We start from the raw sequence: 12,263 nt of genomic DNA, 5'->3' as shown, positions 1-12,263 counted from the left end.
CTGGCGCGATGTCAGATGAACTTGATCCCGGCCGACTTGCCGCGGCGCCAGACCACCTGGCAGTTCCGTCCGGTGCGGGCATCGCGCGCGAAGGCCAGCCGGATCACCCCCGGAAGCTGGCTCGCGTCCTCGTCCAGGGTGATCTTGGCACCCGAACTCGAGATGTCCTGGACCAGGCAATGCCGCGCCGCGAATCCGCCCTCGAGCGTGATCCAGGCGTGCTGCGACAGCAGCTTGCGGGCTGCGCGCTTCTTGGGCGGTGGCATTGGCGTGAAATCTCCCGCTCCAGCGCTATCTCAGAGCCCCCTAAGAAACCGTTGAAATCGGCTCCGAATCATCCCCTTGACGCGCTATCCACGGTTCCAAAAGACCGTTCCCGAACGGCTTGCCCACGGGCCGAAAGGCCACTATACGTTCGCCCGCTGCAAGCCGCCGGGCACGACTCGAGCGGCGGCGGCCGTGCCGTCAAAAGCGGCGGGGCTTAGCGTTTGCTCCCTTCGTCTATCGGTTAGGACGCCACCCTTTCACGGTGGAGAGAGCGGTTCGATTCCGCTAGGGAGCGCCATCCGCGCGACGGCGCGCGGCCGATGCGGCGACATTCACCGCCATACCCGTGAACTTCCCCGGCCCTCACCTCCGACCAACATCCGATCGGAACCGGTGCAGGCCCATGGAACAGCCCAAATCCCCCTCGGACGGCCAAGCCGGCGTTGCCTCGCCGGCGCCGCCGCCCTGGATGCATCGCGCGACGCCCTACGCACCGGACCGGCGCGCCAGGATGCTGGAGCACATGGCGCGGGCCAGGTCGCTTCCGCAGCGCCAGGCCGCGACCGCGCCGGAGCTCTCGCGCGCGAGCGGCAAGGACATTCTCGGCGACGCCTTCGGCAACGCGGTTCTGTTCGGGCTGATGGCCCTCCTCTTCATGTCGCGCATTCCGCTCTACCTCGGCGCCTTTCTCTTCTTCGCCGACGGTGAGCGCATCGAACGCGCGCTCGCAGCGATCGGCATCCGGTTCGAGCCCGGTGCGGTCGGACCCGACATCATCAAGAACTTCGCATACCTGTTCGGATGGTTCGCGCTGCTCGCATCCCTCAAAGACACTGTGCCGGCCTGGCTGGTGCCGTGGATACCCCCGGCCGAGTCATGGTCGTTCCTTGCCGGCATCGCCCTCGCGCTCGCCATCGTCGAAGCATTCGCAACGCGCGCGCTGCGGCGCGCATTGCCGTGGCTCGGATTGGAGATCGGTGCGGAGAGTCTGGCCTGGACGACGATCAGGCTCATCATTGCCGTGGCCTTGCTGGCTTGTCTCGTTCTGCTCGGATCTCTCTGAACGCTGCGGCCGCACCGTCGCTCTCGATGTTGTGAATTCGCGTGCCCGTAATCGGGACCTTATGCCGCTTGTCCAGGTGCACGACCGAGCCGCGCGTTTACCGGAAATTTACCCCCGCTCATGAGCGACGGTATCATTTGCTTAGACTTTGACCGCTACCGTTGAATTACGGAAATACTCCGCAACCCGATTGGCGCTGATGTCCGTCGCAGAATTCCTCAGGCAGCGTGCAGTGGAAGTCACCGTGAGCGGCAGCTACTCGCTGCCGCGCTGGTACGATTGCGAGGGTAAGCTCCGCACCTTCGCCTGCCGGACCAAGCGCGTCTCGCCGTTCCGCATGATCGTGGACGTGCCCGTCGTCGGCAAGATCGGCGAGCGCGTGACCTCCTATTTCCAGGATTTCGGCGAATTCCAGTGCACGATCAGCGCGACGCTGAAGTCGGGCTTCCTGATGGAACTCGACATGACGCGCGCGCGGCGCGCCTGGATGTCGGAGAAGCTGACCTGGCTGGAGAAAAAGCAGAAGGACGCCAACGTCCAGGAGCTGCGGAATGACGCCCGCTTCGTTCCGCAGGTCTCGCACACGTTCCTGACGCTCGCCGACGGCAGCATCCATCCCTGCTTCATCATCGACGTCTCCACGGCCGGCGTCGCCATATCCTGCGAATACGACCCACCGGTCGGAACCGCGCTTGCGGTCGGCGCCTGCGTCGGGCGCGTCATCCGCAAATTCGACAACGGCTTTGCGGTCAAATTCGCCGTGAAGCAGCAGCGGGACGACCTCGTCCGCCTGATCGTGCGCTCGCCCCTGCAACAGTCGGCCTGAGCCGGCCCGGCCTCATCTTAACTCTTTCTTAACTAAATACTGGAGGTTGCGACCCCTGCGCGATAGGGTGTGACCCAGTCCGTCCGCAATCATTGCGGGCCTAGCCTATTTGGAAGTCCCGAATGACTATCGCTGACGCTGAGTTCGTCCAGGCAGAGACCACTCAGAGCGCGCCCACCGCCGCCAAGCCGCAGCTTCCCCCCGGTGTCGTGACCGAGGGACCGCTCGTCAAAGCCAAGCTGCGCGAAAGCTATCTCCTCCTCGGCATCCTCTACGTCGGCGCGGTCGCGGGCATCGTCTGGGCCGTCACGCAGGGCATCGGCAAGGTGGAGCTGTTTACGTTTGCCTGGATGTTCGCGCTGACGACATTCGGCATCGGCGCCGGCATGCATCGCCTGTTCGTTCATCGCAGCTTCCGCACCGGCCCGATCATGCGCGTCTTCTTCTGCGCCATTGCCCAGATGGCGGTGCAGGGCTCGATCGCCAAATGGGTCGCCAACCACCGCCGCCATCATCTCTACGCCGACGACGTCGGCGATCCCCACAGCCCGCAATTCGACGGCTTCGGCAACCGCTATGTCAGCGCGTTCAAGGGCTTCCTGCACGCCCAGGGCAGCTGGGTGTTCGACCAGGCGACCACCGACAACGAATACTATGCCAAGGACATCCTGGCCGATCCGATCGCGATGTTCTTCGTGCGGACGCGCTGGGTCTGGTACGGGATGTCGGCCGTGTTCATCCCCGGCGTCATCGGCTACGTTTTCGGCGGCCTGCACGCCATGATCGGCTGCGTGCTGTTCTCCGGCCTGCTCCGCGCCTATCTCCTGATCCTCGTCAGCCAGCTCACCGGCTCGGTCTGCCACGCCTACGGCTATCGCCGCTTCGAGGTCGACGACGCCTCGACCAACGAGTTCGTGACCACGATCCTCACCTTCGGCGAGGGCCTGCACAACAACCATCACCGCTTCCCGCGGGACGCCTATCTCTCGCACGCCTGGTGGGAGATCGATCTCAACGGCCTGATCATCTTGGGCATGGAGAAGATCGGCCTCGTCCACGACGTCTTCCACGCCTCGCACCGCCAGCTTGAGCTGGCGTCCGAAGCGGAAGCGCAGGCAGCCACGACGACGCGCTGAACCGGCAGGCGGCGGCCGTCCTCCGGCCGTCTTGCCTCCGCATCGCTGCCCTATCGCGGCCCCATTGCGGGATCAGCTTTTGAGGGTCTGTGCCTCGCGCCGGACCTCATTTGCAGACTTGCGATCGGGGGACCGAATGGCAGTCGACAAGATCACCTGGGACAGGGTCGGCCGGGTTACCGAGCCCGGACGCTACATCTACACGTTCGGCTGGCTCACCATCACCGCCGGCGATCTCGAGATCTGGAAACGATATCCGCAGGCCGCGTTCACGCTGCTCGCGCAGCATGCCGAGCCGGACGAGTCCACCGGCGAGGAGTTTCACCTCGGCGCCTTCGACATCGCCCCCGAGGAGCCGCTGCCGTTCACGACGCACTGAAGGCTGCAAGCGGCCCCGACCGCCCTGCCGCCACGCGCCGATTCGAGCCCCCGCAAGCAGCGTCTGCTGGAAGGCGCGGCTGCACCGGACGCAGGCCACTGCGGGAACGCATGGCATGCACGTTGCTTAACAATCGCCATGATGCATGTCGCCGCCGTCGATCAAGCCTTCCTGCTGCTGCTGGTCGTGTTCTGCCTGGGCTCGTGCCTCGTGCGCGTCTTCTGGGAGCTCGAGCAGGTGCGGGCGCGCCGTACCGCCACATCGCCCCGCCGGCGCACAAGGAAGCATGACTAGGCCATCGACCCGGCCGCGCGTTGTCCCTGCGGACGCAACGCCGCCTGCCGGACCCGCCGTCGGAGACGTGCATCGTGAATCGAAGAAACCTGGGCATTTCCTTGATTTAACTTACCAATCGCAGCCCGATCCCGGACGTGCGATTGCAACCAACCATGACCGACACGCCCGGCAGGCAATAGATGGTACTTGCACTCGATCCCTGCGGTGGTGCGGATGAACGGGAGCTATCACGCGCGTTAAGCGAGGCGACAGCAAGCGCATGACACATGGTCGCAGCGGTAAATGTAGATAAGCGGATCAAGGGAACCTATTTTCGGCGCCGATGTATCTGATTGAAGCATTACCCACCGTTATCGGAACTGCTGCCATCGCCCCGGCGCTGCTGATGCTGTGGCTTGTCATTGCCGCCGAAGAGCGCCCGGGACCACCGGCCCAGGTCTGGACCGCGTTCCTGCTCGGCGCGGCCAGCATCTCCCTGTTGGGCCTCGCCCGCGCGCCCTTCGCCAAGATGGTCGCAGCCCCGGACAATCCCTGGGCGGCGCTGGCAATGCATTCGATCTTCGGCGTCGCGCTGCCCGAGGAAGCCGTCAAGGTGGTCGCCATCGTGCTGGTCTCCTCGACCAAACGGCGGACCTTCGCCAATCCGATGGACACCGTGGTCTATGGCGCCGCGGTCGGCCTCGGCTTCGCCGCCTACGAGAACCTCGCCTATCTCGTCCAGCATGCCGAGATGTGGCGCTCGCTGGCCGCCTTGCGCAGCGTGCTGACCGTGCCGTTCCACGGTGCGCTCGGCATCATCGCCGGCGCTTACCTGACGATCGCCCGTGCCGGCACGGCGCTGGGCGCGAACCGGCACCATCGCGACTGGGCTCGTCTCTCCAGCCGCCTGCTGATCTTCGCCGGCCCGCTCGCGCTGCATTCGGCCTTCGACTTCCCACTGCTCACCCTCCAGCGCATGCCGGATCTGGACCCGACGCTGCGGATGTGGCTGGGCGCCGCCAGCCTCCTGATCGGCTTCAGCTCGATCGCCTTCGCCATCCGCCTGGTGCGGCGGGTCGCGCGCCATCACGCGCCCCGAACGGACGTTGCGCGGGAGCGGCTCAGCCAGTTGCGCCGGATGTGGGCGCTGCTGCTCGCCGGCGGCGGCGTCGGCTTTCTCGGCCTCGCCTTCGTGCTGACCTCGATCCATCACTGGCTGATCAACCCCGAGCGCAATCTGACGTTGGCCCTGATCCCGATCGGCTTCGTCTCGATCCTGCTCGGGCTTGCGCTCCTGATCGTCACGATCGCGATCTACATTCTCGGCCGCAACCGCGTTCGCACCAGCGGCGAAGGTTTTTCGTCAGCGCACGGCGGCGGCTGAACCGCGGGATGGCAAGCGCGGCGTGCGCATACTAGATTGAGCATGCATCTTTCGATCTGGAGCCTGCCGATGCCATCGCCCGAGGATCTTTCACGGCTGCAATCCGCGATGAGCCGGACGGTGAAGGCGCATTGGAAGGCCTTCCTGTTCGAGGGCGTCCTGCTCGCCGTCCTCGGCGTCGCCGCACTGATCCTGCCGCCGCTCGCAAGCCTTGCCATCGCGATCTTCCTCGGCTGGATGTTCTTGATCAGCGGCATTGGTGGGCTGATCGTGACCTACTGGGCGCGCAGCACGCCGGGCTTCTGGTGGTCGCTGATCTCGGCCGCGCTGGCCGTGCTTGCCGGCATGCTGCTGCTGGCGCGGCCGATGCAGGCCGTGCTGACGTTGACCATCGTGCTCGGCGCCTATTTCCTCGCCGAGGGCGTCGCCACCATCATGTACGCGCTCGAGCACCGCCGCGAGCTGAGCGGCCGCTGGTCGTGGCTCCTGATCTCGGGCCTCGTCGACATCGCGATCTCGTTCATGGTGATCACGGGGCTGCCGAGCTCCGCGGAATGGGCGATCGGCGTGCTCGTCGGTATCAACCTGCTGTTCGGCGGCGCCACCCTGATCGGCATGGCGCTGGCGGCACGCGACAGCAACACCTGAGACGCCTCGTCGCGCCTGTGCCGTTTTGGGGGGTGACAACCCGCCAATGGCACGCTATATGGCCTTCCATGATCACCCTCGTCACCAGCTATTTTTGGTACTTTAGCTACGACAGCTCGCTGGCGGCAGGAGGATCGCGCTCAATCTGAAATATTGAAGCAAACGTCCGAACAGCCGCCAGACCTGGCGGCTTTTTTATTGGCCGGCAGGTTCAAACAAACAGGAGCCCGCCGTGCTGAGCACGACCGACGATCTTCGTATCCGCGAACTGAAAGAGCTGAGCACGCCCGATGAGGTGATGCGGGAGGTCCCGCGCACGCTCACCGCAACGCGTGTGGTGATGGCGGCGCGCAACGCCATCCACGCCATCCTCACCGGCCAGGACGACCGTCTGCTGGTCGTGGTCGGCCCCTGCTCGGTACATGATCCCAAGGCCGCGCTCGACTATGCCGAGCGCCTCGCCGCCCTGCGCGAAGACCTTGCCGACCAGCTCGAGATCGTGATGCGGGTCTATTTCGAGAAGCCGCGCACCACTGTCGGCTGGAAGGGCCTGATCAACGATCCCGATCTCGACGGCAGCTTCGACATCAACAAGGGCCTGCGGCTGGCGCGCAACGTGCTGTCGGCGGTGAACAATCTCGGCCTTCCGGCCGGCGCCGAATTCCTGGACATGACGACACCGCAATACATCGCCGACCTCGTGTCCTGGGCGGCGATCGGCGCGCGCACGACGGAGAGCCAGATCCATCGCGAGCTGGCCTCCGGGCTGTCCTGCCCGGTCGGCTTCAAGAACGGCACCGACGGCAACGTGCGGATTGCGGCTGACGCGGTGAAGTCGGCCTCGCATCCGCATCATTTCATGGCGGTGACCAAGCTCGGCCGCTCGGCGATCGCCTCCACCGCGGGCAACGAGGATTGCCACATCATCCTGCGCGGCGGCAGCACGCCGAACTACGACGCGGCAAGCGTCGCGGCGGCCTGCAACGAGCTGGCGAAATCCGGCGTCGCGCCGCTGGTGATGGTGGATGCGAGCCACGCCAATTCGAGCAAGAAGCCGGAGAACCAGCCGCTGGTCGTGGCCGACATTGCCGGCCAGATCTCCGGCGGCGAGAACCGCATCATGGGTGTAATGATCGAGAGCAATCTCGTCGCCGGCCGCCAGGACGTGGTTCCGGGCAAGCCGCTCACCTACGGCCAGAGCATCACCGACGGCTGTATCGACTGGGCGACCACGGCAACCGTGCTCGAGCAGCTCGCCGATGCGGTCGAAATCCGGCGCAACGCCCGGCGCGCGGGGCTGCACGAGCGCTCGGCGTAAGGTCGGGCAAATGCGGGCGGGGCGAGCTGTCGCGCCCTGCCCGCACCGACGCGGCCTAGCAGCCGCGGCAGATGCTCTTGATCTTCTTGTCGAGCGCCTGGTTTTCCTTGCTGAGGGGATCGTTCGGGTCGCTCAAATTCTTTTCGTTCGGCACGTCGCCGGCGCGCGGCTGCCGATGACCGACGGGTGCAGGCGGCAAAGAGCCCGCCGACTGTCCCGACGTGGTGGTCGATCCCTTGGAGCCGCCGGTCTGTGCAACCGCCGTGCCGCCAAGCAAGACCACGAGCGATGCTGCCACCATGATCTTCTTCATTTCCGCTCCTCCATTTTCAAACCGGCCTCCGCTCCAGCACCACTCACGTCTCGGGCGGATAGAGGTGAACGTCACCGCAATAGTCCACGATACGATACCGCGTTTCCGGCGCCGCTTCACGTGCGTCGGGTGCGGTATTTTGCACCGCCAACACGTAGTTCGGCCCCACCGGCGACTTGCCGGCGCCGCCGGGAATATCGATGACATAGTCAGGCTGACACAGTCCTGACACCCGTCCGCGCAGCTGCCGCATCAGCTCCTGCCCCTCCGCCAGGGTGGTGCGCAGATGCGCCGTGCCCGGCGCGAGATCGCCGTGATGCAGATAGTACGGCTTGATCCGGCATTCGACGAAAGCTCGCATCAAATCCGACAAAGCCGTGACGTTGTCATTGATGCCGCGCAAAAGCACCGACTGGCTGACCATGGGGACGCCGGCATCGACGAGCCGCGCGCAGGCGGCGCGCGCGGCCTCCGTCAGCTCGCGTGCATGGTTGGCATGCAGCGCAACCCAGGTGGTCGCACCCGTCACCTTCAGCGCTGCGACCATCTCGTCGCTGACGCGCGCGGGGTCGGCGACGGGCACGCGGGTGTGAAGGCGGATGATCTTGACGTGATCGATGCCGGCGAGATCGGCCATGATCTCGCTCATGCGACGCGGCGACAGCATCAGGGGATCGCCGCCGGTCAGGATCACCTCCCAGATCTCGTCGTGCGCGCGGATGTAATCAATGGCAGCACGATAAGCGCTGTCCGAGAGCGCGTTGTCCTTGCCGGGTCCGACCATCTCGCGGCGGAAGCAGAAGCGGCAATAGACCGCGCAGACGTGAACGAGCTTGAACAGCACGCGATCGGGATAGCGGTGCACGATGCCGGGCACCGGCGAGTGCGGATGATCCCCGATCGGATCGGCGCTCTCGCCCGGCTGCATCTCGAGCTCCGCGGGGGTCGGCACGAACTGGCGGGCGATGGGATCGTCGGGATCGGACGTGTCGATCAACTCGACCAGCGCCGGCGTGATCGCGACCGCATAGCGCGCGGCAACGCGCTCCAGCGCCGGCAGGGCCGCGGCAGGCGCGAGGTGCTCGGCCACGAGCTCGGCCGGCTCACGCAAGGTGCGTGCAAGATTGGTCTTCGTCATGTCTCACTTGGCGTTTCATTTGCAGGGGGTGTCCACACCACCTGATCAATCCGTGTTGCGCCGCTGGCCAGCATCACCAGGCGGTCGAGGCCGAGCGCGACGCCGCTCGCCTCCGGCATTGCGGCGACCGCGGCCAGAAAGTCCTCGTCCAGCGGATAGGCCTCGCCGTAGCGACGCTGCTTCTCCGCCATCGATTCCGTGAAGCGCCGACGCTGCTCTTCGGCATCGGTCAGTTCGCCAAAACCGTTGGCGAGTTCGACGCCGCAGGCATAGACCTCGAACCGTTCGGCGACCCTGGGATCGCCGGCCTTCACGCGCGCCAGTGCCGCCTCTGGAGATGGGTATTCGAACAGAATGGTCAAACGTCCCTGCCCCAGATGCGGCTCGACATGCTCGACCAGAACCTTGCTGAAGATGTCGGACCAGGTGTCGTCCCCGGCCACCCGGACCTTGCCGGCGGCCATTTGGGCGAGCGCTGCACGGTTACCCTCGTCACCCGAGATTGTCGACAGCAGGTCGATGCCGGCGAACCGTTGGAAGGCGCGTGCGACCGTCAGGAGCTCCGGCTCGGCGAAGGGGTCGGCGGTCCGGCCGCGGAAGGAGAAGGTCCCGATCCCGGTCGCCTGCGCCGCGCGGGCGATGACCACGACGGTGTCGGCCATGATGGCGTCATAGGGCGCACCGGCCCGGTACCATTCCAGCATGGTGAATTCGGGCAGATGCAGGTCGCCGCGCTCGCGGTCACGGAACACCCGGGCAAACTCGAAGATTCGGGGCTCGCCGGCCGCCAGCAGCTTCTTGCAGGCAAATTCCGGGGAGGTCCGCAAATAGCGGCTGGCCCGGCTGCCGTCGGGCCGCACGATCTCGGTTCGGGGGGCGTGCAGATGGGTCTCATTGCCCGGGGAGACCTGAAGAACGGAGGTTTCGACCTCCATGAAGCCCTGCTCGGCGAAAAACCCCCGTAAAGCCCCGGTCACGGCTCCCCTCGCCTGGAGGAACGGCCGCCGGTCGAGGTGCCGCTCGGGCGACCAGAACGGCGAAATCGGCTTGTCCCCAGCCATTAACCGACCACCCCAACCATCAGCAAAGTGCTGGCATCCAACGGCAAAATCAGTATGTTGCGGCCCCAAACGGGCGCCGAGGTCTGATTTGAGGCCCCAAGTCCCCCATCAATTTGACCACGTCCTGGCCGGAGCCGGGCCAAGCAAGCAGGAAATACAGCTTTGAGAGTCATCGCCAGTTCTATTCGCAAGGGCAACGTGATCGAGCAAGACGGCAAGCTCTATGTCGTCGTGAGCGCCGAGAACATCCATCCCGGCAAGGGCACCCCGGTCAGCCAGATCGAAATGCGCCGAATCTCGGACGGGGTAAAGATCTCCGAGCGTTACAAGACCACCGACCAGGTCGAAAAGGCCACTATCGAAGAGCGCAACTACACCTTCCTGTACGAAGATGGCGACGGCTACCACTTCATGAACCCGGAAACCTACGACCAGGTCCAGGTCTCCAAGGACGTCGTCGGCGACGCGTCCGCGTATCTCCAGGAGAGCATGACGGTCAAGCTGTCCCTGCACGGTACCAACCCGGTGTCGATCGCCCTGCCCCAGCGCGTGACGCTGGAAGTGGTGGACACCGAGCCCGTGACCAAGGGCCAGACCGCCTCGTCCTCCTACAAGCCCGCGGTGCTCTCCAACGGCGTGCGCACCACCGTGCCGCCGCACATCTCGGTCGGCACCCGTATCGTCGTGATGACCGAAGACGGCTCCTACTCCGAGCGCGCCAAGGACTAAGTCAGGGATCGAGGATCGGAACAGGTACCGCCGGGGGGCGAGACAGTGGGTAGGAAGAGGCTCCGCTTCGTCTCGCTTATTCTGGCGTCGCTTTCGCTCCTCGTTGCCGCTCCGCTGGCCGCGGATGAATTCCGCAGCCCCTCACTCACGGCCCTGCGCGTCGATTGGCGCGCAGCGTTCGACCAGCTCCGCACCGAGATCAACGGCCACCCCCGGGTTGCCAGCGATTTCATTTTCGTGCCTCGCCGTTCCGTGCCGCGCTACGATCCGCGCGCGATGCCGGCGCTGGTGCAGCTCAACGCGGTCTCCTCCCAGTTCTTCACCGGCATTGCCCGCAGCTCCGTGCCCGTGCTGCTGCCGTTCGACGCCGGCGCCTATCTCGAGGCCCAGCGCAACGGCGCACCGTCAAGCCTGTCGCTGTCGCGCTACCAGGCTGATTTCAACCCCGTCGACATGTTCGACGCCGGCCCCGCCGGATACAGCGCGAGCTTCTCGCTCGAGCCCGGCGCGGGCGCCGGTGACGGCATGCCGACGCGTGTCTTCGCAAGACCGGTCGAGGTGCAGATCACCGGCTCTGCGCTGCTCTATGACATCGCCGACCCCGCCGGCGGCAAGGGCGAGCCGGTCAAGCCGCTTGCTGCCCTCTATCCGGACCTGCGCAGGTTCATCCGGGAAGGCTACGTGCGCTACGCTTTCACCCGCTTCGGCGTCGCCTATGTCGTCTCCATCCAGTGCCTGGACAGCGTCGCAAAGCCGCGGCGGCTCGCCTGCAAGGAAGCCTATCCGGTTGCCGAACGTTTCCTGAAGGCGCTGCGCGTCGCCGGCGGCCAGCGCATGCGGCCGTTGATGGACGTTGCCTCCGACATCATCGATCGCCCCTCGGGGCGTTCGGCCGATTTCAGCTACCGGCCAAGCGGCGACATCATCCCGAACAGCGGCTACCGCAACAAGAGCGGCCATCCGGACGTGATGGCCTATGCGCAGATCCGCTTCCCGCTGGAGAAGGCGCCCGCTTTCGTGCGCTCGCAATCCTACGGCAAGCGCGACAAGAACGACGGTCCGACTGCCTATCCGTGGCGCGACAATTTCTGCGAGTCCCGCAGCTTCGAAGTCTGGCAATGCGGCGGCGGTTACGGCCACCAGGGCGAGGACATCCGCGCCGCCGAATGCCCGCCGCCCGGCGAGGGCCGCGCCCCCTGCGATCCCAAGCAGCGCGCCGTCGTTGCCGTGCGCGACGCCATCGTGATCCGCGCTTCCAAGGACCAGGCCGCGACGCTCGAGATCAACAGCCGCACCGAGCATATGCGCTTCCGCTACATGCACATGAACCCGCAGGCGATGAACGCCGACGGTTTGCTCAACGGCCGCATGGTGACCGAGGGCGAGAAGATCGGCGTGGTCTCGAACTATCTCGATCATCCCGCCGGCACGTCGATGCACCTGCATTTCGACGTCCAGGTGTTCACCCGCGACGGCTGGATCTGGGTCAGCCCCTACGTCACGCTGGTCTCCGCCTATGAACACCTGATCCGCGCCCGCGGCCGCGAAGTCGGCCCGGAGATCGCGGGCACTCCGCAGCCCGTGGCACATGCGCTGCCCGAGGATGTGATCAAGCCGGACCCGCGCGAGGGCTCGAGCAGCGAGGATAATTGAGGCAGCTCGCGCCTCACCGCTCGGCGCGCCTCGACGACGATCCCATTACGCCCCCTTTCGGCGCACGCGGTT

General features: G+C 65.6%; 14 protein-coding genes and 1 tRNA gene. 11 read left to right on the top strand and 4 right to left on the bottom strand.

All coding sequences use genetic code 11. The annotated features are described in order from the left end of the window. Nucleotides 1-11: 11 nt before the first annotated feature. Nucleotides 12-266, bottom strand: a complete 255-nt coding sequence (locus E4K65_RS07935; protein ID WP_027542669.1) for a PilZ domain-containing protein — start codon at nucleotides 264-266, stop codon at nucleotides 12-14. A 224-nt stretch (nucleotides 267-490) separates the two neighbouring features. On the opposite strand from E4K65_RS07935, the gene E4K65_RS07930 reads away from it, so the two are divergent. From E4K65_RS07930 to E4K65_RS07895, 9 genes are all read left to right on the top strand, one after another. Beyond that, nucleotides 491-565 (top strand) — tRNA-Glu (locus tag E4K65_RS07930). A gap of 105 nt (nucleotides 566-670) precedes the next feature. Continuing rightward, a complete protein-coding gene (locus E4K65_RS07925; RefSeq protein ID WP_167770610.1) occupies nucleotides 671-1,330 on the top strand; it encodes a hypothetical protein in 660 nt (219 codons plus the stop codon). A 199-nt stretch (nucleotides 1,331-1,529) separates the two neighbouring features. After that, nucleotides 1,530-2,156 (top strand): pilus assembly protein PilZ, encoded by a 627-nt coding sequence (locus E4K65_RS07920; protein ID WP_027542667.1) that lies wholly within the window; start codon nucleotides 1,530-1,532, stop codon nucleotides 2,154-2,156. Between the two features lie 122 nt (nucleotides 2,157-2,278). Then, nucleotides 2,279-3,292, top strand: coding sequence for an acyl-CoA desaturase (locus tag E4K65_RS07915; protein ID WP_135173644.1), 1,014 nt, complete (start codon nucleotides 2,279-2,281; stop codon nucleotides 3,290-3,292). A 136-nt stretch (nucleotides 3,293-3,428) separates the two neighbouring features. Beyond that, a complete protein-coding gene (locus tag E4K65_RS47040; RefSeq protein WP_167770609.1) occupies nucleotides 3,429-3,671 on the top strand; it encodes a hypothetical protein in 243 nt (80 codons plus the stop codon). 138 nt (nucleotides 3,672-3,809) lie between these two features. Continuing rightward, a complete protein-coding gene (locus E4K65_RS47035; protein WP_167770608.1) occupies nucleotides 3,810-3,965 on the top strand; it encodes a hypothetical protein in 156 nt (51 codons plus the stop codon). Nucleotides 3,966-4,290: 325 nt separating this feature from the next. Beyond that, a complete protein-coding gene (locus tag E4K65_RS07905; RefSeq protein WP_027542664.1) occupies nucleotides 4,291-5,331 on the top strand; it encodes a PrsW family glutamic-type intramembrane protease in 1,041 nt (346 codons plus the stop codon). A 69-nt stretch (nucleotides 5,332-5,400) separates the two neighbouring features. After that, nucleotides 5,401-5,979 carry an HdeD family acid-resistance protein gene (locus E4K65_RS07900; protein WP_135173643.1) on the top strand — a complete coding sequence of 193 codons (579 nt, stop codon included), beginning with the start codon at nucleotides 5,401-5,403 and terminating at the stop codon, nucleotides 5,977-5,979. A gap of 232 nt (nucleotides 5,980-6,211) precedes the next feature. Continuing rightward, a complete protein-coding gene (locus E4K65_RS07895) occupies nucleotides 6,212-7,297 on the top strand; it encodes a 3-deoxy-7-phosphoheptulonate synthase (protein WP_135173642.1) in 1,086 nt (361 codons plus the stop codon). Nucleotides 7,298-7,352: 55 nt separating this feature from the next. On the opposite strand, the gene E4K65_RS07890 is transcribed toward E4K65_RS07895, so the two are convergent. Genes E4K65_RS07890 through epmA form a run of 3 tightly spaced genes read right to left on the bottom strand, consistent with a single transcriptional unit; the run spans nucleotide 7,353 to nucleotide 9,809 of the window. After that, nucleotides 7,353-7,610: a hypothetical protein gene (locus E4K65_RS07890; RefSeq protein ID WP_135173641.1), complete on the bottom strand. Its 258-nt coding sequence runs from the start codon at nucleotides 7,608-7,610 to the stop codon at nucleotides 7,353-7,355. A gap of 43 nt (nucleotides 7,611-7,653) precedes the next feature. After that, a complete protein-coding gene (locus E4K65_RS07885) occupies nucleotides 7,654-8,748 on the bottom strand; it encodes a lysine-2,3-aminomutase-like protein (RefSeq protein ID WP_135173640.1) in 1,095 nt (364 codons plus the stop codon). Continuing rightward, entirely contained in the window at nucleotides 8,745-9,809 is a 1,065-nt protein-coding gene (gene epmA, locus E4K65_RS07880) for an EF-P lysine aminoacylase EpmA (protein WP_135173639.1), read from the bottom strand. Before epmA ends, E4K65_RS07885 begins: the two co-directional genes overlap by 4 nt. A gap of 162 nt (nucleotides 9,810-9,971) precedes the next feature. On the opposite strand from epmA, the gene efp reads away from it, so the two are divergent. Further along, complete coding sequence (gene efp / locus E4K65_RS07875; protein WP_135173638.1) at nucleotides 9,972-10,538, top strand: elongation factor P; 567 nt, start codon at nucleotides 9,972-9,974, stop codon at nucleotides 10,536-10,538. Between the two features lie 45 nt (nucleotides 10,539-10,583). Next, nucleotides 10,584-12,191 (top strand): M23 family metallopeptidase, encoded by a 1,608-nt coding sequence (locus E4K65_RS07870; RefSeq protein ID WP_135173637.1) that lies wholly within the window; start codon nucleotides 10,584-10,586, stop codon nucleotides 12,189-12,191. Nucleotides 12,192-12,263 lie beyond the last annotated feature (72 nt).

This window comes from Bradyrhizobium niftali (assembly GCF_004571025.1).
In the GTDB taxonomy this organism is placed as follows: domain Bacteria; phylum Pseudomonadota; class Alphaproteobacteria; order Rhizobiales; family Xanthobacteraceae; genus Bradyrhizobium; species Bradyrhizobium niftali.
The sequence above is the reverse complement of the archived record's forward strand: the minus strand, read 5'-3'. Positions and strand labels throughout refer to the sequence as shown.